This window comes from Pectobacterium atrosepticum (genome assembly GCA_019056595.1).
In the GTDB taxonomy this organism is placed as follows: Bacteria; Pseudomonadota; Gammaproteobacteria; order Enterobacterales; family Enterobacteriaceae; genus Pectobacterium; species Pectobacterium atrosepticum.
The window spans coordinates 1,638,694-1,661,218 of sequence record CP036163.1 but is presented as its reverse complement, the minus strand read 5'-3'; the positions used below and the strand labels follow the sequence as shown (position 1 = coordinate 1,661,218).

The 22,525-nt window shown below is 54.0% G+C and carries 16 protein-coding genes; all 16 read left to right on the top strand.

Going from position 1 to position 22,525, the window contains the following annotated elements; genetic code table 11:
* Nucleotides 1-862: 862 nt before the first annotated feature.
* The 16 genes from tssB to DCX48_08095 are packed head-to-tail and all read left to right on the top strand — an operon-like array spanning nt 863 to nt 22,469.
* A complete protein-coding gene (gene tssB, locus DCX48_08170; protein QXE14478.1) occupies nt 863-1,366 on the top strand; it encodes a type VI secretion system contractile sheath small subunit in 504 nt (167 codons plus the stop codon).
* A 31-nt stretch (nt 1,367-1,397) separates the two neighbouring features.
* Nucleotides 1,398-2,876 carry a type VI secretion system contractile sheath large subunit gene (gene tssC / locus DCX48_08165; protein QXE14477.1) on the top strand — a complete coding sequence of 493 codons (1,479 nt, stop codon included), beginning with the start codon at nt 1,398-1,400 and terminating at the stop codon, nt 2,874-2,876.
* Between the two features lie 5 nt (nt 2,877-2,881).
* Nucleotides 2,882-3,313 carry a type VI secretion system baseplate subunit TssE gene (gene tssE, locus DCX48_08160; GenBank protein QXE14476.1) on the top strand — a complete coding sequence of 144 codons (432 nt, stop codon included), beginning with the start codon at nt 2,882-2,884 and terminating at the stop codon, nt 3,311-3,313.
* A 2-nt stretch (nt 3,314-3,315) separates the two neighbouring features.
* Nucleotides 3,316-5,082: a type VI secretion system baseplate subunit TssF gene (gene tssF, locus DCX48_08155; GenBank protein ID QXE14475.1), complete on the top strand. Its 1,767-nt coding sequence runs from the start codon at nt 3,316-3,318 to the stop codon at nt 5,080-5,082.
* Nucleotides 5,046-6,044 (top strand): type VI secretion system baseplate subunit TssG, encoded by a 999-nt coding sequence (tssG, locus tag DCX48_08150; protein ID QXE14474.1) that lies wholly within the window; start codon nt 5,046-5,048, stop codon nt 6,042-6,044. Before tssF ends, tssG begins: the two co-directional genes overlap by 37 nt.
* 2 nt (nt 6,045-6,046) lie before the next feature.
* Nucleotides 6,047-7,267, top strand: coding sequence for a type VI secretion system-associated FHA domain protein TagH (gene tagH, locus DCX48_08145; GenBank protein QXE14473.1), 1,221 nt, complete (start codon nt 6,047-6,049; stop codon nt 7,265-7,267).
* A complete protein-coding gene (gene tssJ, locus DCX48_08140; GenBank protein ID QXE14472.1) occupies nt 7,267-7,788 on the top strand; it encodes a type VI secretion system lipoprotein TssJ in 522 nt (173 codons plus the stop codon). Before tagH ends, tssJ begins: the two co-directional genes overlap by 1 nt.
* Before the next feature lie 2 nt (nt 7,789-7,790).
* Nucleotides 7,791-9,128, top strand: a complete 1,338-nt coding sequence (gene tssK / locus DCX48_08135; protein QXE14471.1) for a type VI secretion system baseplate subunit TssK — start codon at nt 7,791-7,793, stop codon at nt 9,126-9,128.
* Nucleotides 9,129-9,143: 15 nt separating this feature from the next.
* Nucleotides 9,144-9,920, top strand: coding sequence for a DotU family type IV/VI secretion system protein (locus DCX48_08130; protein ID QXE14470.1), 777 nt, complete (start codon nt 9,144-9,146; stop codon nt 9,918-9,920).
* Between the two features lie 13 nt (nt 9,921-9,933).
* On the top strand, nt 9,934-12,531 hold the full coding sequence (gene tssH / locus DCX48_08125; protein QXE14469.1) for a type VI secretion system ATPase TssH: 2,598 nt from the start codon (nt 9,934-9,936) through the stop codon (nt 12,529-12,531).
* A gap of 2 nt (nt 12,532-12,533) precedes the next feature.
* Entirely contained in the window at nt 12,534-14,087 is a 1,554-nt protein-coding gene (locus DCX48_08120) for a sigma-54-dependent Fis family transcriptional regulator (protein ID QXE14468.1), read from the top strand.
* The gene (gene tagO / locus DCX48_08115) at nt 14,087-14,647 is read left to right on the top strand and encodes a type VI secretion system-associated protein TagO (GenBank protein ID QXE14467.1); all 561 of its coding nucleotides are present in this window, start codon (nt 14,087-14,089) and stop codon (nt 14,645-14,647) included. The genes DCX48_08120 and tagO overlap by 1 nt, the downstream gene beginning before the upstream one ends.
* An 11-nt stretch (nt 14,648-14,658) precedes the next feature.
* Nucleotides 14,659-16,077, top strand: a complete 1,419-nt coding sequence (tssA, locus tag DCX48_08110) for a type VI secretion system protein TssA (GenBank protein ID QXE14466.1) — start codon at nt 14,659-14,661, stop codon at nt 16,075-16,077.
* Nucleotides 16,078-16,101: 24 nt separating this feature from the next.
* Nucleotides 16,102-19,599, top strand: coding sequence for a type VI secretion system membrane subunit TssM (gene tssM / locus DCX48_08105; GenBank protein ID QXE14465.1), 3,498 nt, complete (start codon nt 16,102-16,104; stop codon nt 19,597-19,599).
* 49 nt (nt 19,600-19,648) lie between these two features.
* Nucleotides 19,649-21,085 carry a hypothetical protein gene (locus DCX48_08100; GenBank protein ID QXE14464.1) on the top strand — a complete coding sequence of 479 codons (1,437 nt, stop codon included), beginning with the start codon at nt 19,649-19,651 and terminating at the stop codon, nt 21,083-21,085.
* Nucleotides 21,086-21,113: 28 nt separating this feature from the next.
* Nucleotides 21,114-22,469, top strand: a complete 1,356-nt coding sequence (locus tag DCX48_08095; GenBank protein QXE14463.1) for a sel1 repeat family protein — start codon at nt 21,114-21,116, stop codon at nt 22,467-22,469.
* The last annotated feature ends 56 nt before the right edge of the window (nt 22,470-22,525 follow it).

Below are 22,525 nucleotides of genomic sequence, written 5' to 3'. Positions count from 1 at the left end.
TTCACTGCTTTTCTTGGTGGTTTTTGTTATGAAATACCGCTAATTTTATGCGCTTGGTTAATGTCACTAGTTATGTGTTTTTTGATAGTATAAAAAACTAATAATTTTCATTAAAAAATCAATGATTGCTAAACTATCTAATATTTATTTCTTAACACGGAAATAGTTTCCTAAGGTGATAGAGGTATTTATTCTGCCAAAAGTAAAAAATAAAGAGTGAATGTTTTTACTAAATTAAAATTAATGAGTTGTTTTTAATTTCCTTAATTTGTTAGCGGGTTAAGTATTTCGTTGTTAACGAAATTAAAAGGCACGAAATATATTCTTTTTCAGTCAATTGAAACTCAATGACTTATTCTGTTTTTTTATGGATATTTTTACTTAAGTTTAATTTAATCTTTTGTTTTTATTGTGTTTTTGTTTTAGTTGTTCTGTTTACTTGCTTTGCTATATAAGCATTGACCATGCGTTTGTGTTGTGTGTATGATCTAAACTCAAAATATAAATGTATTTAACTTCCTTCTTGGTGTGACTCTTTTACATCGATATAAACCGTAAATTTACGGCTTTATTATGGTTTTTTTAATTCGATTTAAATTTATTTCATCTCGCTGGTCGAAAAACAAATACGCTATACCCTAAATAATTCGAGTTTCAGGAAGGCGGCAAGATAAGGAATTCCGATGAGCTTACTCTGGTAAGTGATTCGGATGACTGAACGCAGCCAACGCACATGCAACTTGAAGGATGACGGGGATATTTGTTTGCCGAGTCGCTGCCGTGCTTATGGATTATGGCGGGCTTTTGGTAGGAATCGACTTTACTTCTCCGGGCCCGAGTGCCCTTACGTTGGTATAGACACATGGCAAAAGGAACTGATGGTGCATCTGTCGCACCAAAGGAACGTATTAATATCAAATATGTTCCGGCCACTGGTGGTCAGCAGGCGGAAATAGAATTGCCGTTAACGCTGATGATCGTGGGAAATATGAAAGGGCGCACAGAGGAAACGCCGATCGAGGAACGTCAGACCGTATCGATCGATAAAAACAATTTTACCTCCGTGATGAAAGAAGCAAATCTGGAACTGAATTTCAGTGTGCCAAATCGCCTTGAAGAAGAAAGTCAGGACGACCTGCCAGTGAAATTGAGCATCGGCGGTTTGAATGATTTCTCCCCTGACCGCATTGCCCAGCAAGTGCCTGAATTACGTAAGCTGCTTGATTTACGTGAGGCACTGGTCGCGCTGAAAGGCCCCCTCGGCAATATTCCCTCATTCCGTAATCGTTTGCAGGATCTGTTGTCCAGCGAAGAAGCCAGAGAGCAGCTTTTAAAAGAGCTCGAGCTGGTGAAACCCGCCGAATAATTGATGTTTACTGACGAAATAGGGAAATAATATGTCAATAGTTGAAGAACAGGCCCAGGCAGGGGCTGCCAGCACCTCTGGCTCGCTGCTTGATGACATCATGGCTCAAGCGCGTATCAGCCCAGTCGATGAAGGCTATAGCGTGGCTAAACAGGGTATTGCCGCGCTGGTTGCTAACATTCTTGATAGCGGTAATGCAGCAGAACCCGTGAATAAAGCGCTGGTCGATAGCATGATCGTCGAACTGGACAAAAAGCTCAGCAAGCAGATTGACGTTATTCTGCATGCGAAAGAACTTCAGGAATTGGAATCTTCCTGGCGTTCTCTGAAACTGCTTATCGATCGCACCGATTTCCGTGAAAACATCAAACTGCTGGTGTTGCATGCGACGAAAGAAGAACTGTTGGAAGATTTCGAGTTCGCTCCTGAAATCTCACAGTCTGGCTTCTATAAGCACGTTTATTCCAGCGGTTATGGCCAATTTGGTGGCCAGCCTATCGGTGGGGTGATTGGTGACTATGCGATGACGCAAAGTTCGCCAGACATCAAACTGATGCAGTATGTCAGCGCCGTTGGCGCGATGGCACATGCGCCGTTCATCTCTTCCGTTGCACCGACCTTCTTTGGCGTGGATCGTTTCACCGATCTGCCTTCCATCAAAGATCTGAAATCCGTTTTCGAAGGCCCAGCCTACACGAAATGGCGTTCTCTGCGTGAATCTGAAGACGGCCGCTATCTGGGGCTGACGGCACCGCGCTTTTTGGCTCGCCTGCCTTATGACCCGGTTGAAAACCCGATTAAGGGCTTCAACTACAAAGAAGATATCAGCACCGATCACGAACACTATCTGTGGGGCAATACCGCCTATCTGATGGGAACGGCGCTGACGGACAGCTTCGCAAAATACCGCTGGTGTCCGAACATCATTGGCCCACAGAGCGGTGGTGCGATTACCGACTTGCCGGTGCATGTTTATCAAGCCATGGGCCAACTTCAGGCCAAGATCCCGACTGAGGTCCTGATCACCGATCGTCGCGAATATGAAATGGCTGAAGAAGGCTTTATCACGCTGACGATGCGTAAAGACAGTGACAATGCGGCGTTCTTCTCTGCTAACTCGGTGCAGAAGCCGAAGGTGTTCCCGAACACCAAAGAAGGCAAAGAAGCGGAAACCAACTACAAGCTGGGTACGCAACTGCCTTACATGTTCATCATCAACCGTCTGGCGCACTACATTAAAGTGCTTCAGCGTGAACAGATTGGCTCATGGAAAGAGCGTCAGGATCTTGAGCGCGAGCTGAATACCTGGATTAAACAGTACATCGCCGATCAGGAGAACCCGCCGGCAGATGTCCGTAGCCGTCGTCCTCTGCGTGCCGCACAAATCAAAGTGCTGGATGTAGAAGGGGAACCAGGTTGGTATCAGGTCACCATGTCTGTGCGCCCGCACTTCAAGTACATGGGGGCGAACTTTGAGCTGTCGCTGGTAGGGCGTTTGGATAAGGAATAAGACTCATGCCGTCTCTTTCTGCCTGGGAAAGGGGAAGCGCGGCAAGTCTGTTTGATCGTATCCGTGGGGAGGAACGTCGTTCCTCCCCTGAAACGGAAGTTGAAGCACTGATCGAGTCCGTTAAGCGTCAACTGGACAACGTGCTCAACACCCGGCCCGGAAATTGCCGCAGCGCACCTGAGCTTGGCGTGATTGATTTTAATGACGCGACGCAGGGTGGTGCGGATATTCGGGGGAAAATCCGGGAGGCGATCCGACAGTGTATCTGTCGCTTTGAACCTCGAATTGTTCATGTAGATGTCAACACGTCGGACTATTTATCGAATCCGATGGAGATGTCGTTTCAGGTTACCGCCCGGGTCAGATTGGAAGATCTGGAGCAGGTCGCCTCTTTCAATATCCACATGGATAGCCACCGTCATTACAGAATGATCTGATTATGTCACTGGAACATTTTTTCAGGGATGAGCTGACCTACTTGCGCCTGCAAGGGCGTGAATTCGCCAAGGCGCACCCTGAGCTTACCCGATTTTTGTCAGAACAAACTACGGATCCAGACGTCGAACGTCTGCTGGAAGGGTTCGCCTTTTTGACAGGGAGCCTGCGGGCGAAGATCGAGGATGAATTTCCGGAACTGACACATGGTCTGCTAGGCATGCTGTGGCCTAATTACCTGCGCCCCGTACCAAGCATGACAATTATGCAGTTTTCGGTACACCCCGGTGCGATTGCCCAACCTGCGTTTGTGGCGCGAGGCTGTGAGCTTGATAGCCTGCCGATTGACGATGTAGTTTGCCATTTTCAGACCTGCCACGATGCCTGGATTTATCCGGCAGATATCCGCGAGATCAAGGTACAAAGCGGCAACGATCTTTCCACTATTACTCTGGATATTGGGCTGCATGGCCCGCTATCACTCAGCGATCTGCAACTCGACAAACTGCGCTTTTATCTGGGCGGTGATACCTATACCGCCTACGAGCTCTATTTCTGGATCGCTAGCCAACTGTCGCATATTGAGCTGGAAGTTGATGGCCAACGTTTCCGTCAGGAAGCTAGCGTGCTGAAGACGGTCGGCTTTGAGCGTGAAGATGCCCTGTTGCCGTATCCCGGCAATGTCTATTCGGGCTACCGCATTTTGCAGGAATACTTTTGTTTTCCTGAAAGTTTTCTCTTTTTCCAACTTGCTGGCGCGGTATGGCCTGATCTCCCGCTAACGGTAACGGAATTTCGTCTGCATTTTTGCTTTGATCGCCCGTTGCCAGCGGAACTGAAGATCCGCCCTGATTCGTTCATGTTCAACTGCGTGCCTGCAATTAATCTCTTCCAGCATGATAGCGAACCGATCAACCTCAGCGGACGCCAGACCGATTACCCGCTGAAAGCCAGCTACCGTAACGCTGATAGCTTTGAAATTTTCTCTGTGGATAAGGTTGAAGGCTGGGTTGAAGGGAATTCAGGTCGTTCTCGGGGAATTCCACGCACGTATCAGCCTTTTGAGAGCTTTCAGCACCAAATTGAGCGAGCCAAAGGACGGCTGGCGCTCTATTACCGCATCCGGGTAAGAGAAGCCATCAATGGTAACGGTTTTGATCATATGCTCTCTTTTGTGCGCGGTGATGAGCAAGAAGTGATTGATTTAGATGAATCCATCTCGGTAACCCTGACTTGCACCAATCGATCGCGTGCGGCGCAGCTGTCCGTTGGGGCGATCTGCGTGCCAACCGGGAATTCACCGTCTTTCGCAACGTTTCGTAATTTGGTTCGCCCGACGCGGCCGCTGCGGCCAGCGATGGATGGCAGCCTGCATTGGACGCTGATCTCCAACCTGTCCTTGAACTACGTGTCGTTGCTGCGGCGTGATGCGTTGGTACAGATTCTGCGTACCTACGATTTCCCCGCGCTGCACGATAAGCAGGCAGAGCAAGCCTCGCGTAAGCGTCTGGCGGGTATCGAGTCTATCGAAACCACCCCTATCGATCGTCTGGTTCAGGGCATGCCGGTGCGCGGCTTGAAATCAATCCTGTCGGTACGGCAATCCGCGTTTTCCAGTGAAGGAGAACTCTATCTGTTTAGTACGGTGCTGGCGCACTTTTTCTCGCTATACGCCAGCGTTAACGCTTTCCACCTGTTGGAAGTGGTCAACATCGATAACAAGGAGCGCTACCGATGGCCGGTACAGATAGGTCAACACTCAATGATGTGACGTTCCGTCAGGATGTCTCACGCTTTAATTTTTTCCAATTGGTGGAATTGCTTAATCAACTGGAAGGCGTGGATCTGGAACAAGAACTGGATTTTCGCCCTGAACAGGAGCGTCTGCGCTTTCGCTCTACCGCCTCTATTGGCTTTCACCCCAGCGATATCTTGAAGGTGGGATGCGATGAAGAAGGCCGTCAGGAGTTGGAGGTCGCGTTTCTGGGTCTGCACGGCAGCCAGTCGCCGATGCCAGGTTATTACCTTGAAGAGTTGGCTTGGGAGTACGCGCAGGGCGAACAGAAGCTGGGCGTATTTCTCGATTTCTTCCATCACCGCTTACTCACGCTGTTGCACCGCGCATGGCGAAAATATCGCTATCACGTCCGCTTTCAGAACGATGGGGAGGATGGATTCTCTCGGTTGATGTTTGCGCTTGTAGGACTAGGGAATGACGCCGTACGCGACAGCCTGCCGGTTAACCGCGCCAAGATGCTTTCCTACGCCGGGGTGCTGGCAAGCCCCAGCCGTTCACCGGAAGTGGTCGCGGGCCTGGTTATTCACTGTTTTGACCTGGACGACGTCGCCGTCATGGCCTGGCAGCACCGCCGCGTTCCTATTCATGAAGGGCAGCAAAATCGTCTGGGAAAAGGAAACATGATGCTGGGCGGTGATTTTGTTATCGGCGACAAAGTGAATGACTGTGCCGGCAAGTTTTTGCTCAAGGTCGGCAATCTCAGCTTTAGCCGCTTTCTCAGCTTTTTGCCCAACGGCGAGCATTTTCAGCCGCTGGTGCGTTTTGTCTCTTTCATTCTTCGCGATCAGTTGGCTTGGGATCTGCGTCTTGGTTTTGCGGAAGGCGAAGCCAAGGGCTTAAGCCTGGGAAGTGAACAAAGCAGCCGGTTGGGATGGAGCAGCTTTCTCGGGCAACCCCCAACGGATCCCTATGTGACGATTTGTGTGCAGGAGTAAATGTGAACGTAACCCACCCACTCACGTTGGTTGTGCTCAACAGTGAGCAGCTCGATATCAATTCTCAGGTACAGCACCAGTTTGATCACCGTGGTGGCACGCTGGGCGCATCGGAAAAAGATCAGTGGCAACTACGGGATCGGCTGGGCTCCGTGGTCCCGGCACACGCTCGTATCGAAATGACCGATGGCTATTTCAGCCTGTGCGATCTGAGCGGCCAGTCTTTTATTAACGGTTCCCTGTCGCCGATTGGGCGAGATCGTAAAGTCATTCTGTCGCACGGTGATGAGCTTGTGATTGGGCCTTTCCGGCTGGGCGTGTATATCGGCGATCCCACAACGGAACAGGATATCGATCAGGTATTAGGACAGCGCACGGACGATGTGCTGGGCGGCTGGCTAAGTGAAGATAAAAAAAGGCGCTCTACGGATCTTGCAGACTCCACCGTCGTGTTGAACGACCCGCTGTGGGCGCTACAGAAAGAACAGAGCCAGTCACTCTTGCTATCAGACAGTGAGACGGTCGGAGAATCACTCACGACTTCTCTTTCTTCTTTTTCTTCTGCTGAGGACACCATGGATCAGAAATTTGTCGAATTACCGACTATCAACACACGCTATGCGGGAGATGAGCTGGAAGGGTACAGCGACGGCACCTCATTGGCTCCGCTGATGCGCGGGCTGGGGCTGTCGCTTCAGCCGAGCGATGATGCGCGACTGCGTGAAATGCTGGAAGAGATGGGGAAAAGCTTGCGCGCCATGGTTGAAGGCTTGCTGGCATTGCAGACGGAACAGGCGGCACTGGCGGACACGCACTTACGCCCGATTGAAGATAACCCGCTGCGTCTGGGGCTGGGTTATGCGGATACGCTGTCGGTGCTGTTTGCCGAGGGGAAAAGCCCAGTTCATTTGTCAGCGCCCGCCGCGGTGGAAGAGGTGTTGAACAATATGCGAGTGCATCATATTGCGAACCAGCAGGCGATTGCCGTGGCGTTGGAAAACATTCTTCAGGCCTTTTCGCCAGCCGCGCTGCTTAGCCGTTTTGAACACTATCGTCGTAGTGGCGAACCGTTGGCTGCGGATGATGGCTGGGCGTGGCAGATGTATCAGCACTACTTCCGAGAATTGACGTCACCCCGCCAGCAGGGTTTCCAGAAATTGTTCCATCAGGTGTATGCGCAAGCGTATGACCGTGCCGTGCGTCAGCAGCAGGAGCAAAAATAATGCTGCGGGCACTGTGCTTATTTTCCCTGATGTTACTGCTGTCGGGGTGTTCCACGCTGGGCAAGATGGCGCAGGTCGCGGCGAATCCGGATATCCAGGTGGGCAGCAACAATCATCAGCCTTCTACCGTGGGGTTTAGCCTGCTGGCGGAACCGGATGTGAATCCGAACGACAGCGGTGAAGCCGCCCCTATCGAATTCCAACTGGTTCTGCTGGCGGAAGATTCGCGTCTGTTAGCAACCGATTACGACCAGATCACGACGGATATCGAAAAAGCGTTGGCCAAGAATTACATCAGCCATCAGGACTACACGCTATTGCCGGGGCAGTTCAAATATCTGCCGCCAGAAGCACTGGATGAAAAGGTGCACTACCTCGGCGTGGTAGCTCGATATGCAGATTCGGAAAGCGCGGAGTGGCGCAAAGTCATCAAGCTAAAAAATACCGGACAGACGTATCAGATCCTCGTGCACTTGCGCCGGGATGAAGTCGAAATCAAAAAAGACCAAGAAGAAGAATAATTATGTCGAGTCGCAATCGCATTATCTGGCGGGAAGGTTTGTTTATTAAACCGCAGCATTTTCAACAGCAGCAAAGACACACCGATTACGCACTGCATGCGCGTCTCAGCGCTCTCAGTGATTATTTCTATGGTTTACAGTCGCTGGCAATTAATGAGGAATACCTCAATTTTGGCCGTATCGCGCTGGTTAACGCCAGCGGCGTGATGCCTGACGGCACCGTGTTCAATATTCCAGGTGATGATGCCCTGCCGCTGCCGTTGGAGATCACCGACGTCGCGCTGGCAAACCAGAAAGTGTATCTGGCGCTGCCGCTGGCGGTAAATGGCGTCAGTGAAGTCGGTCAGCCGGGGCAGGGGATAGCCAGCCGTCTGCAATCGCATCGGCATGACGTGCGCGATCTGCACAGCGACGGCGGTGATATCGTTTCTCTGGAAGTCGGCAAGGTCAGCCTGCGCCTGATGCTCGATCGTGACGATCGCAGCGCTTATGCCTCGCTGGCGATTGCCAACATTCTGGATAAACGCCCCGACGGCGGCTTGATCCTGGATCCTAACTTTATGCCGTGCAGTATCAGCGTTACCGCGATCCCTACCTTAAAACGCTTTTTGGGCGAATCTGCCGGTCTGGTCGCTGAACGCGCACGCAGTCTGGCACAGCGTATTGCCGCACCGGGACAACAAGGCGTGGCGGACGTGGCCGAATTTATGATGCTGCAATTGCTTAACCGCGCTCAGCCTAAGCTGTCGCATTTGGCGCGTCTTGGTACGTTGCACCCTGAACGCCTTCACGAAACGCTGGTTGAGCTATGCGGCGAACTGATGACGTTTACCGATGAATCGCGTCTGCCACCGGAATTTCCCGCCTACCGTCACGAACATCAGCAGGCCAGCTTTGAGCCGCTGATGATGGCGCTGCGTCAAGCCCTGAGCACCGTGCTGTCGCCGCGTGCCGTCTCCATCCAACTGAAGAAACAGCCGTATGGCGTGATGGTGGCGATGGTTGGTGATGCGGAATTGATGACCAGCGCCGAGTTTGTGCTGGCAGTGCGCGCGCGTATGCCGCAGGAGCATCTGCGTAAACAGCTGCTGCAACAAACGAAGATTGCCTCCAGCGAGAAGATCCGCGAACTGATCAGCCTGCAGTTGCCTGGCATCCCTCTGCTGCCGCTGCCTGTGGCACCGCGCCAGTTGCCTTATCACGCGGGATACAGCTATTTCCAACTGGATAGACAAAGCCCTGCCTGGCAGGTGCTGGTGTCTGGCAATACGTTAGCGTTCCACATTGCTGGTGAATTCCCGGAACTGGATATGCAGCTTTGGGCCATCCGTGGTCAGTAGTCAGGAGAGTAAGAGATGAGCATCGAGGTTATTAAAAACGATCAACTGGGCGATCTGCTTTTTGACCACGCCCGACAGCTGGATATGGACTCCGACTACTGGTTCCGCCTGCGTGGACAAAGCATTAATCCGATGGTTGATACGGTCACGCCGCTGCTGGGCATGGTGGAGCGAGTACGCCAGCTCTCTGCTTATGAGGGCGTGGAGGATCTCTATCAGCGCGTGGTGTCTGAAATTCAGGCCATCGAGCAGGAATTGCATTCTCATGGCTATGAAAACGGCGTGATTTTGTCCTTCCGCTACATCCTCTGCACCTTCATTGATGAAGCCGTGATGGGACGGGAGTGGGGCGGGCAAAGCATGTGGTCGGCCCATTCCCTGTTGACCCGTTTTCATAATGAGACCTGGGGAGGCGAAAAGGTTTTTGTCCTGCTGGAGAAGCTGCTGGACGATCCCACCCGCTATCGCGACATTCTGGAGTTTATCTACCTTTGCCTCTGTCTGGGCTTTGAAGGGCGCTATCGGGTGATGACTCAGGGGCGTGAGGAGTTGAACCGCGTCGTGAGTAAGTTACATGACACGCTGCGCCCTGAGCCTGCTAATTCGCCGACGGTCTTCCACTTGAATCTGGGGCAGCAGGCCTCGCGTTACCACCTGCGTAGACAGGTGTCATTGCGCACGTTGTTTATCGGCGTTTTTGTGGTCTTGGTGGCCGCATTCGGCCTGTACCGTTACGAGCTAACTCATCAAACCCAGGACGTACTGCGTCAGCTGGGAGAATTATTACAATAACAGGAGCTACACCGTGATTCGAATTGAACTGCCGACACTGGTTGAACGACTTAACCCCGTGTGCCGTCATATGCTGGAAGAAGCGGCGGCACTTTGTATTCAACATCAGGGAGCGGAAATCCGTATTGAGCACCTGTTGATGAAAATGCTGGAAACGCCGCTGTGTGATGTGCGCCAGATCCTCAAGCGCGCGGGTGTCGATGCGGATGAGCTGTCTTCGCTGCTGTTACCTTCTTCCGTGGATAAAGAATTTGATGCGGGCTATCCCTCATTCTCTCCTCTGCTGGTGGAATGGTTACAGGACAGCTGGCTGCTGGCCTCGGCTGAATTCCAACATGCGCAGCTGCGCAGCGGCATCTTGCTGCTGGTTTTGCTGCTGACGCCAAATCGCTATGTAGCAGGGGCTGTATCCCGCCCGCTGGCGCAGATTAACCGTGAGCTTTTACGTCAGCAGTTTGATGAGTGGGTCAAGGATTCCGTTGAAACGGAGGTGGCGACGCGCTCCGCTACAGCGGAGCAGGCTGCTGCGGCGACTACCCAGCTCTCTCGCTATACCCAAAACGTGACGGAATCTGCCCGACAGGGGCAGTTGGATCCGGTGCTGTGTCGCGATCATGAAATCGATCTGATGATCGACATTCTCTCCCGTCGCCGTAAAAACAACCCGATTGTGGTGGGGGAAGCGGGCGTCGGTAAAAGTGCGCTGATCGAAGGGCTAGCGCTGCGTATTGTGGCGGGTGCCGTACCGGAAAGATTGCGGGATGTAGAACTGCTCACGCTCGATCTGGGAGCGATGCAGGCCGGTGCGTCAGTTAAAGGCGAATTTGAGAAACGCTTCAAAGGTGTGATGCAGGAAGTGAAAGATGCACCACGCCCGATCATTCTGTTTATCGATGAAGCGCATACGCTAATTGGGGCTGGCAATCAGGCTGGCGGGCTGGATGTGTCCAACCTGCTCAAGCCTGCGCTGGCACGCGGTGAATTGCGCACGATCGCAGCGACGACCTGGAGTGAATACAAAAAATACGTCGAGAAAGATGCGGCGCTTTCCCGTCGCTTCCAGCTCGTCAAGGTCGGTGAACCGAACGCGGAAGAAGCCACCGTTATCCTGCGTGGGCTGCGCAGCATCTATGAAAAAGCACACGGCGTACTGATTGATGAAGATGCACTTCAGGCGGCGGCGCAGCTGTCGGCGCGCTATATCTCCGGTCGCCAACTGCCCGATAAAGCCATTGACGTGCTGGATACCGCGAGTGCGCGCGTGGCGATTAACCTGACGACGCCACCGCGTGCAGTCAGCCAGCTACAGACTCGCCTGCATCAGCAGAAAATGGAAATCACCCAGCTTGAGCGTCAGGCGCGCATCGGTCTGGGTAATACTGAAGAGCGGTTAGTCGAACTGCGTGACGCCCGCGAAGCGGGGGCGGCATCGCTGGCACAGCTGGAAGCCGATTGGCAGCAGCAGAAAACACAGGTTCAACGCGTGATTGAACTGCGTACGGCGCTGTTGGATGACGAGCAAACCGTCGACTTTGATGCGGTATCGGCAGCGGCGGAACTGGCTACCTGTGAGCAAGCACTGGAAATACTTCAGCAAGCTTCCGTGCTGGTCTCTCCCCACGTCGATAAAATGCAGATTGCGGCAGTGATTGCCGAATGGACGGGCGTGCCGCTGAACCGAATTTCACAGGGTGAAATGGATATCGTCACCCGCCTGCCTGAATTCCTGGGAGAGTCGATTAAAGGGCAGCAGTTAGCGATTGCCCAATTGCATAAACATTTACTGACTGCGCGTGCGGATCTCCGTCGTCCGGGGCGTCCGCTAGGTGCTTTCCTGCTGGTGGGGCCAAGCGGTGTCGGTAAAACGGAAACTGTGGTTCAGATTGCCGACCTGATGTTTGGTGGACGTAACTATCTGACCACCATCAATATGTCGGAATATCAGGAAAAACATACGGTTTCACGCCTGATCGGTTCGCCTCCGGGCTACGTCGGGTTTGGCGAAGGGGGCGTGTTGACCGAAGCCATCCGTCAGAAGCCGTACTCCGTGGTACTGCTGGATGAAGTAGAGAAAGCGCACCCGGATGTTCTGAATTTGTTCTATCAGGCGTTTGATAAAGGTGAACTGGCCGATGGTGAAGGCCGTGTCATCGACTGCCGCAACGTGGTGTTCTTCCTGACGTCCAATCTCGGGTTCCAGACGATCGTGAACTACGCCGAGCAGTCGGATGTGTTGCTGGATGCGCTCTATCCCGAACTGGCGGCCTTCTTCAAACCTGCATTATTGGCGCGTATGGAAGTCATTCCTTATCTGCCGCTGGCGCATGACACCATGGTCGAGATCGTACAGGGCAAATTGTCGCGTCTGGTTTCTCTGCTGCAACAGCGCTTTGGTGCGGAAGTCATCATTGAAGACGAGGTGCCGGAAGAGATTCTACGGTTGGCGAACCGCAGCGAAAACGGGGCACGTATGCTCGAATCAGTGATTGACGGGGCCTTGCTGCCACCGGTTTCGCTACAGCTACTGCAACGCATGTCTGCGGGTGAACCCGTTAGCCGTATTCATTTCCGTGTCGAAGCCGGCCAGTTCCAGACCGAGGTGGAGGGCTGAGTATGCAACATGCCCTCAAACTGGCGCTAGCACTCACCCGACAGCATGATGAAACTAGTCTGTGCGACTGGCTGCTGGAGACGATGCAGGCCGCCTGGCAGCCGCAAGGGATGCTGCTGGGGATGGTGGATGTCAGCGGCAGACAGCTGATCTGTCAGGGGCGGGTGCATGAGACGCCGGTGGCGCTGAGTCTGGGGGTGGATGACTTTAGCCATCCGCTGGCTTATGCGCTGCATAAGAATCAGGCGCGTACCTGGGATTCTCTTTATGGCGGTGCTCGTATTGAGCACCGTGAATTTCGGCAGATGCTGGTCTCTGTCGGGACGAGTTGCGGGCTTCACGCGTTGCCGCTGTTGTCGGACAGCGGTAAGCCGCTGGCGGTATTAGCGCTGTTGGATACGCCGACGCGCCTGCAAACGCTGCATCAGCGAGGCGAATGCGAGCGGCTGGCTCAGGTATTTTGCCGCCAGCTTATGCTGCTGCGTGAGCTGGTACACACCCGACGGGAACAGGTCGCCTTGAGAGATTCTCTCCGCCAGATTAAGGATGAAGGGCAGAGTCGTCGCGAGCAGAAAAAGCGGGTGGAAGCCACCCTGATTGGCCGATCTGTCGTGATTAAAGAGCTGCATCAGCAGATTTATCAGGCGGCAAAACACCGTCTTTCAGTGCTGATTCAGGGCGAAACCGGTTCAGGGAAAGATGTGGTGGCTCGCTTGCTTCATGAGTGTTCCGAACGCGTCGACAAACCCTTTATTGCTATCAACTGTGCCGCAATCCCCGAAAATCTGATTGAAAGCGAACTGTTTGGCTATCAGAAAGGGGCATTCTCTGGCGCACAAAGTAACAAAATTGGTCTGGTTGAGCAGGCTAACGGCGGCACGCTGTTTTTGGATGAAGTCGGCGATATGCCGCAGTCCATGCAAGCCAAGCTGTTAAGGGTATTGGAGACACATAGCTTCCGCCCTCTGGGCGCGGAGAAAGAAGTTCATTCAGATTTCCGTCTGATTGCCGCGACGCACCAGCCGCTGGAACAGCAGGTGTCTGACGGCGTGTTCCGGCAGGATCTCTATCACCGCCTCTGCCAGTGCCTGTTGCTGGTCGCGCCGCTGCGTGAGCGGCCAGATGATATTCGTCTGCTGTGCGAGCACTTCATCGGTCAATTTGCAGATAAACCATTTTCGGATGAACGACAAAAGCCCATAGGGCCATTGAGTCGCGCTTTCCTGCGCCAGCTCGTGGGGTACGACTTTCCCGGCAATGTGCGGGAACTACGTAACCTGCTGGAAGTGGCGTGTGCACATACGCCGAGCGGTGAAGCGCTGTCCTTGACATCGCTGCCGCCCGAACTGCGTGACCGGCTGACGAGCAGCACGGCTGAGGAACAGGATTGTTATCAGCATATCCACGATTTGCGTATAGCCACACAGCGGTATGAAGCGGCTGTGATTGAGGCACGCCTGCGCCAGTTTCAGGGCAACCGCCTGCTGGTAGCCGATAGCCTCAATATCCCTAAACGCACTCTTGACCACAAATGCCAGAAGCTGGAGGTGAATTGATGTTTCTGACGATGGCTCCCCTACTGTTGGCAACTGCCGCGATGCCCGATCCCGCCTGGCAGTCGTTATGGGAACAGTGCCGCAATGAAACGACTTCAGAGCTCCGACTGGCCTGCTATGACGCACTAGGCCGAGAAGCTGAACGCACCGGTACGCTGTCCCCACAGGGAGATAGAGCGACTACCAGCGGAGCGTTTCAACTGGGACGTGAAGCGGATAGCGACGATATGACGCTCACCCGCGTGCTGGCCGATGGCAATACGCTGGTGATTAGCTGCGCCAGCAATATTACGCACCTGCGCTTAACGCTCAGTGAACCTTGGGCAGGAGAATCTGTTACATCACAGCTTGATGGTGTGACGGTATCCGACAGTTGGTTTATTCGTAACCGCGGGCTGCTGCTGGAGTCAGGACGCGGCCTGCCGGCGATTGATACGTTAAAGCGCTGGATTGGGCATCGTGAGCTGGTACTTAACGGCACAGACGGTCACGCGCTGCGTATCGAACTGACTGGTCTGGGTGAAGCATTAGCGCCGCTGCGTCAGCAGTGTCACTGGTAAAGGAGGCGTTCATGCATGCACATCCTTGGTGTAAACGCCTGCAAACCTCGTTGCCGGATGAGAGGTTGCGCGCGGCGGTATTGGCTGACGATCCGCTCTGGGAAAAGGTAGAAACGGAGCTGGTCAAGCTAGGATCGCTGGCGCATAACCAGGTCGATCTTAACGTGGTGGCGGGTTATTGCCTGACGTTACTGGAAAGCAAAACCAAAGACATGCGGGTACTGGTTCAGCTACTGCGCTGCTTACAGCACCCCGCTAAAGCGACACCGTTTTCTACCGCACTGATGCTGCTGGATAGCTGGCTGGAGAGCTACTGGGTTACCGCCTGGCCTGCTAGCCCGGTTCAGAAACAAAAGTTGATGATCCAGATTGTTCGGCGTTTTGAGGGCGCGATCCCTCGTATTGCGGAGACTGCATCCAGCGCAGAGTTAGAGCAGTTACAGAAATTAACCGAGCAGGTGGCGACCCGCTGGGGCGAGCTGGCCAGCGACAAAGCGGCGCTGATGGATGAATTGGTGCAAGGCTTTAAGCGTGCCAGACAGCGGCAGCAGGCGCAGGAACAGGCGAATCAGACGGCGAAACCAACCTCGGCAGCCAGCGGTAGCTCAGGCGTAAGTGAAACCAGTGCCAGCGCTGCCTCGACGCCAGTCAGTTCGGTGGAGATTAACTCATCTGATGAACGCAGTTGGCGACAAACTCAGTTGAACGTCGCCGCATTGCTGGTTGAGCGTCATCCTGATTCACCGATGGGCTATCGTCTGCGACGCCATGCTATCTGGTCCGGTATTGCCACACCGCCGATGTCGTCGAAGGGACATAAAACTCAGTTGGCACCCGTCTCGTCAGACCGCGTGGATGAATACCAAAGTGCGCTTGCACAAGCCGATTTGGCGCTGTGGGAACGTATAGAACAAAGCCTGGTGTTGGCACCTTACTGGTTTGATGGCCACATGCTGTCTGCTTCGGTGGCATCTCGGCTGGGGCATACCTCTGTCGCCACGGCGATGGCTGAAGAGCTTTCTGCCTTTATTCAGCGTTTGCCTGAACTGCGGGAGCTGGCGTTCAGCGATGGCGCACCATTTTTGACTGGGAAGTGCAGCCAATGGTTGCAGTCCAGCCAGCCAGTGCGCGGCGGTGGCGGTGCGCGGCAGGACGATCTGGCAACAGAGGCTGCCTCCTGTCGGGATGAGAAAGGCATCGGTGCGGCGATGTTGTTACTGGATGAACGTATGCGTCGCTTGAAAGAGCCTCGCGATCGCTTTTATGCCGAGTTGGTACTGGCGGATTTACTCGCCGAAGAAGGGATGAAATCACTGGCAGCACAGCACTATCAGCACATGTGGCAGGAAAGCCAGCAATTGGGCCTGATGCAATGGGAACCGGGAATGGTCAGCCGCGTGGAGCGGTTGGCGGCAGCCCGTAAAAAATAAGACATTCGGAGTGAATGGTCACTTATGTTTAAAACAATCATAACCTTTCTACGCAAGCAGTTGCCTAAACTGAAACCCTCCTGGCTACTTTTGGGAGCGCTACTGTGGGTCGTAGTGTTGGTTCTAGCCTGGTGGCTGGGGCCGCGTTTGACGGTGGGCGAGTCACGCCCGTTGCAGGGAATCTGGGGCCGCGTGGTGTTCACGCTGGTCTGGCTGTGGTTGGCGTTCTCCTACAGCGCCTGGCTGGTCTGGCGTCGCGTGCAGCAGATGCGCGCAGAGCGCCATGAACATCAGGTGATTGAGCAGGATCCCTTACAGGTGTATGTCGACAGTCAGCAGACGTTTCTCGATCGCTGGCTGGAGGCATTTCAGACCCAGTTGGGTAAAAAAGCGTTGTATGCGATGCCCTGGTATTTGACGATTGGTCTGGCCGGTAGTGGCAAAAGCAGCCTGATCCATCGCGCCAATCCGGCAAACAAAATGAATCCAAAGCTGGATGCCGCGCTGCGAGACGTAGCGGCAGGCCAGCTGGTGAGTAGCTGGGTCGGGGAATCCGCTGTCATCTGGGATCCTAGTGGACAATTACTGGCGCAGCCTGAGCTGGCGGGTGATTCGCTCGGGCTGCGCCATGCCCGACTGTGGCAGCACCTGCTACAGTGGCTCAGTGAAAATCGTCGCCGCCAGCCGCTCAATGGTCTGGTTCTCACGCTGGATATTTCCTGGTTGGCACAGGCCGGTGTCGCGGATCGTAAAGCCTATGCGCAGGTCATGCGCGCGCGTTTGCAGGAAATTTCTGTCAACATCAATACGCGCTTACCGGTGTATATCGCGCTGACTCGACTGGATATGCTGAGCGGCTTCGATAAGGTCTATCGCCAGTTAAACCGCGATGCGCGTCAGGCCATTTTAGGCGTGACGTTTACTCCGCAGGCGAGCAACAGCAAAGGTTGGCTGGAAGAACTAGAGCGTTTCTGGGACGAGTGGGTCACGCACCTGAATGACAACCTGCCAGACATGCTGCTGACGCAATCGGACAGAAGTGTGCGCAATTCGCTGTTCTCGTTCGTCCGCCAGTTGGCTGGAGTGAAAGATTACGTGATGGAAGTGCTGACGGAAACGTTAGCGACGGGCGAGGATCGCGCGTTCCTGATCCGTGGCGTCTACGTCAGTTCTGTCTATCAACAGGGGGTGCCGTTCGATGCTTTTGCGCAGTCGGCTTCCCGACGCTATCAACTGCCAGAGCCGATTAACGCTGCGCTGCGCGGTGAGTCGAACACGTTCTTTGTGCAACGTCTTTTCCCTGATGTCATTTTTCCGGAGGCCAGTCTGGCGGGGGAAAACCGACTGCATAGTCTCTATCGTCGTCGTCGGCTCAGTATCGGCGTGGGCTGTATGCTGCTCGCCAGTCTGGCGCTAGTCGGCAGTTGGCACCATTTCTATCGGGTCAATGAAGAAGCCGGACGTAATGTACTGACGAAAGCGCAGGCGTTTATCGGCACCAATGAGCTGGAAGGGCAGCCGGGCTATGGCTATCAGCAGTTGCCGCGTCTGAATTTGATTCGTGATGCGACCTTATCCTTTGGTAATTACCACGAACGTACGCCGCTGCTAGCCGATCTTGGCCTGTATCAGGGCGGTAAGATTGGGCCTTATGTTGAAGGCACTTACCTGCAAATGCTGAACCAGCGCTTTCTCCCTGCGGTGATGCAGGGGCTGTTGGAAGATTTGAATCAGGCACCCGCTAATAGCGAGCAAAAGCTGACGATTCTGCGTGTGATGCGGATGTTGGATGATGCGTCAGGACGCAATAAAGTGCTGGTCGAACAGTTTATGGCGCAGCGCTGGCAGAAGGCGTTTCCCGCACAGGGCAATGTGCAGGAACAACTGATGCAGCATCTGGATTACGCCCTTGAGCATACCGACTGGCATAAGGCCCGTGAGCAAAAATATGCGGCGGCGATCAGTACCTTTACGCCATTTAATCAGCCGATTACGTTGGCTCAACAGGAGCTGAGCAAGCTGCCGATGTATCAGCGCGTTTATCAGAGTTTGGTGATGAAAGCGACGCAGGTGCTGCCGCCGGATTTAGCGATCCGTGATGAAGTCGGCCCGACGTTTGATCCGGTGTTTTCCTTGCGTAATGACAAAGCGGGAAGTGTGCCGCGGCTGCTGACGTATCCCGGTTTCAGTGATTATTACCTCAAGCAGGACAAAGCGCTGTTAGAACTGACGGCATTGGACGCCTGGGTTCTGGGCCAGCGTGAGCGTGCGCAGTTTAGCGAGGCAGACCGTCGGGAAATTCTGCGTCAGGTGAACGATCGCTACATTACGGATTACATCAACCAGTGGCAGAAAGTGTTGGCGAACATTGATGTGCAGACGCTCGATACGCCGGAGCAGGCGCTCGATATTCTCACGGATATTACCGGCAACGATCAGCCCTTCCAGCGAGTGTTGACCACGGTCAGTGATAACACCCGAATCCGTAAGCTGTCCGACGATGATAACGACACGGCGCAAGGTATCAACACGCGCACTGGTCGTCCGTTTATGACTATCAATGCGGCACTGAGCGGACGTGGTGAGCAGGGGCCATTGGTGCAAGAGGTTAATCAGAAGCTGACCGACCTCTATCACTACCTCGATCAGATCGTCAACGCGACCGATCCAGGGCAGGCAGCGTTGAAAGCGGTGCAGGCGCGGCAGGGAAATAAATTTGCCGATCCAGTCTTCGCCTTACAGCAATACGCCCGTAGCCTTCCCGCGCCACTGGATCGCTGGGTAGGACAATTAGCCGGAGAAAGCGCCAGTCTGGTGACTGGGCTTGCGATGTCGTCGCTGAATCAAGAGTGGCTGGATAAAGTTGTGACGCCATTCAATGAGAAGCTGGCGGATCGTTACCCCTTCGACCCGTCATCGAACAAGGATGTGCCGCTATCGGAAATGGAAATGTTCTTCATGACTGGCGGGACGCTGGACAGCTTCTATCAAACCAACCTCAAGGCGATGATGGAAAGCGGCATGCTGGAAGAAGGGATGGCGTCGCCTTTACAGGCTGAGCTGGTGAAACAGCTGGAGCGTGCTACCCGCATCCGCCAGACCCTGTTTAATGCGCAGGGTAGTCTGGAAGTGCACTTTGTTCTGGAGCCGCTGGAACTGACGGCGAACAAGCGCCGCAGCGTACTCAATCTGGACGGACAACTGCTGGAATACAGTCACGGTCGTCGTCAGAAAACGCCGCTGGTGTGGCCAAACAGTATGCGAGATGGGGCTGAGAGCAAGCTAACTCTGGTGCCGGACGATCGTGAGCGCTCACCACGTAGCCTGAGCTTTAGCGGGCCGTGGGCGATGTTCCGGTTAGTCAACAGCGACCAGCTAACGCAGGTTAATGAGAACACCTTCGACGTGCGCTTCTCGCTGGAAAACGGCGCGATGACGTATCGCGTATATACCGATGCCAGCCATAACCCGTTTGCTGGTGGTCTGTTCAGCCAATTCACGCTGCCTGACTCGCTTTATTAACTTAACTCTCGGGAGCCTGCTCAGGCTCCCTATTGCTGGATGATGTGATATGCAAGATGCACAACAGGCCCTGAAAGTGGGCCGAGATCCACGGATGCTGCCGGAATTTGACGCACTTCGGGCGGAAATTAACAAGTTGAGTCACGCGTCTCGTCCCGATGTGGATTGGATGCTGGTACACGATATGGCCACCACCATCTTTGAAAAACAGGGTGTGGATCTCCAGACTGCGATCTATTTCACTCTGGCGCGCTCACGGCTGGCTGGATTGACGGGCTTCACGGAAAGCTGTGAGTTTCTGGCGAACCTGATCGTGACGCAGTGGGATAACTTCTGGCCGCCGGTGCATCAGGAGCGGGCACGTATCGAGATGCTGGACTGGTTCATTGCCCGCATCAGCGAGGTGGTGCGGCAGTACGCCATCAGCCATGAACACAAGCGGCTGGTTTATCGTTGCGAACGTGCGCTGCAACTGATGAGTGAAAAACTGCATAATTCCGGCTTGAGTCGTATTCCTCGCGTCGAGAATTTGCTGCACTTCGTCGAAGGTTATACCCATTTGTTTGATGAAACCGAGATTGTCATTGTGTCGGACGATCAGGAACTGAGAAAGCAGGATATGCAGATTCCACCCATGGTGTTCTTTCATTCAGACATGGAACCCGGCGCAACGGTGCAAAGCGGTGGTTCATCAGGCTCGGGTCAGGCTGCGCTGCCCGCGGGTAGCATTCTCATCGGACGGGAGAAGGGGCAAATGAAACCGACGGTATTGAAAATTGAGGCGCATAAAAAGCAGAAGCCAGCTTGGTTCTGGTTTGTCTCCGGGTTGCTGACTTGCGCGCTACCTGTCGCCGCTATTACGGGGTGGCAGTATTGGCAGGAACAGAAAGCCGATGCGCTGGCATTGCTGCAACAGCCCGCGTACGCCTTGCCTACTGCCCCCGACCATAATGACATTCGCCGGGTGCGTATTGTTCTGGGTGAGCAGAAATTGCAGGGCATGGAAGGCGAACTGATCAACCGTTATCAGGCACAGCTGGAACAGGTGAAAAATGCGTCGCCTTTCTATCTGTACCAGTACGGCAATGGGTTGAAAAACGTGATGCAGCAGCTCTATCCCGATTCGCTGGCGGTGAAGGAGATGGAGCGCCAGTGGCAAATTGCGCTTGAACGCCAGCAGGGTGATGAACCGAAAACACAGGGTTACGAACAGGCGCGTGCCAGAGTCAACGAGACGTTGCAGCAACTGCTGGAACTGGAGCGTCAGCGGCGGACGGTGACGATCTCCTACCTGAAATCAAAACTCTACGATATGCAAAAAGATCTGATATCGGACGTCCCCTTTGGGATACGGCTGCGGGAACTTGAGGCGCGTAAAATCAAGAGCCAATCGCTGACGCCAGCGGAGCTACGCGGTATGGAAGATGAGCTGCGCGCCTTCAATATTCGCTTGTACCGTTTGCAGCAGGGTAATTCTGCCAGTTGATTATCGTGAAGGGAAAACCGCTGAGCCCATGATGAAATACAACAAATTATTGATAGTCCTGTCGGCCTGCTGGCTGGCGTCATGCCAGGCACCCGTGACGTCGCTGCCTGAATCGGAGTTAGTGGCGTCAGCGAACCGCGGAAATGGTGAAGCGCAATATCAGCTGGCAAAGACGCTAGCCACACGTTCCCAGTACACCGAGGCGATGCAATGGATGCAGAAGGCGTCTGGGCTGTCTGAACTCCCCGGAAATGCAGAAATGCGCGCAGCTGCTGCGCTTCAGGTCGGCGATTGGTATCAGGCCGGGTTAGGCGCGCCAAAGAATAGCCCGTCTGCCCGCCAGTGGTGGGGAACGTCCTCACGTCTGGGAAATGGTGAAGCGGGGCATCGGCTCGGTATGGACTGTCAGGTTCAGCATCAGGGAAAGCTGGTAGCAGCCTGCCTGAATGCGTTTGAGTCTGCAGCGGCGAATGGCTATCCCCCCGCGCAGCTGATTGTTGCTCAGTGGCATGCTACGCATGCGGGCGGTGAAAAAGAGGCTGTAGTGTGGTTGCTGAAGGCTTCTGAACTTGGCAATCGGGATGCGCAATATCAGCTAGCGCAGCGCTATGAGCAGGGCAACGGCGTGGTTATCCGTCGCGATCTGGCCGAGCGCTGGTATTTCCGTGCCGCGACGCTCGGTCAGGCACAGGCGCAACGGTGGATGGCCCTGCATGAAGACGGTGAGAATGCGTTGAACTGGTATCAAAAATCCGCGTCATCAGGTGATTCGGAAGCCCAGCTTTGGCTGGGCAAGGCATACCGCGAAGGTAAGCGCTTACCTTGGGATGAGCAGAAGGCGCGTTACTGGCTGGAACGTGCTGCGTCTGGAGGATCGGGCGAAGCAGATTATTTACTTAGCCAGAGTCAGACAACCCATGAAAAGCGTGAACATTATCTGGTTCAGGCATCCTCTGCGGGCTATATCCGAGCGCAACGTGAACTGGGTGAGCGACTATTTAAAGTGAGCGAATTCGCGCGTGCGCGTGAAGAATATGCCAAAGCGGCTTCAGCAGGAGATGCCGAGTCACGACTGGCCTATGGCGAGATGTTGCGGCTGGGACAAGGCGGTAAAGAGGATTATGTTGAAGCGATGAAGCAGTATCGTCTGGCGGCGAATGACGGTAACCGTATGGCTCAGTATCGTATGGGGATGATGCGTCAGGATGGGCTGGGGGCATCCCGCAATCGTATTCATGCTTACGCCTGGTATGCCATGGCGGCGACGGAGGGGATGAGCGAAGCCATCCATGCGCGTAACGATCTGGAAGCGACAATGCAGCCTGATGAAATCAAAGCCGGACAGCGGCTGGCGATGCACTGGTCGTCAGGAAAGACAGAGTAATCCACTGCGGATTTGTTGGTGGTAAATAGCTGATGAATAGTTAAGGTAGAACCGAT

Coding starts and splice junctions, on each gene's coding strand:
- tssG (QXE14474.1), top strand. CDS start 5,046: ATGGCCGGTACAGATAGGTCAACACTCAATGATGTGACGTTCCGTCAG.
- DCX48_08100 (QXE14464.1), top strand. CDS start 19,649: ATGCAAGATGCACAACAGGCCCTGAAAGTGGGCCGAGATCCACGGATG.
- tssK (QXE14471.1), top strand. CDS start 7,791: ATGTCGAGTCGCAATCGCATTATCTGGCGGGAAGGTTTGTTTATTAAA.
- DCX48_08120 (QXE14468.1), top strand. CDS start 12,534: ATGCAACATGCCCTCAAACTGGCGCTAGCACTCACCCGACAGCATGAT.
- tagO (QXE14467.1), top strand. CDS start 14,087: ATGTTTCTGACGATGGCTCCCCTACTGTTGGCAACTGCCGCGATGCCC.
- tssC (QXE14477.1), top strand. CDS start 1,398: ATGTCAATAGTTGAAGAACAGGCCCAGGCAGGGGCTGCCAGCACCTCT.
- tssM (QXE14465.1), top strand. CDS start 16,102: ATGTTTAAAACAATCATAACCTTTCTACGCAAGCAGTTGCCTAAACTG.
- DCX48_08130 (QXE14470.1), top strand. CDS start 9,144: ATGAGCATCGAGGTTATTAAAAACGATCAACTGGGCGATCTGCTTTTT.
- tssJ (QXE14472.1), top strand. CDS start 7,267: ATGCTGCGGGCACTGTGCTTATTTTCCCTGATGTTACTGCTGTCGGGG.
- tssE (QXE14476.1), top strand. CDS start 2,882: ATGCCGTCTCTTTCTGCCTGGGAAAGGGGAAGCGCGGCAAGTCTGTTT.
- tssB (QXE14478.1), top strand. CDS start 863: ATGGCAAAAGGAACTGATGGTGCATCTGTCGCACCAAAGGAACGTATT.
- tssA (QXE14466.1), top strand. CDS start 14,659: ATGCATGCACATCCTTGGTGTAAACGCCTGCAAACCTCGTTGCCGGAT.
- tssF (QXE14475.1), top strand. CDS start 3,316: ATGTCACTGGAACATTTTTTCAGGGATGAGCTGACCTACTTGCGCCTG.
- DCX48_08095 (QXE14463.1), top strand. CDS start 21,114: ATGATGAAATACAACAAATTATTGATAGTCCTGTCGGCCTGCTGGCTG.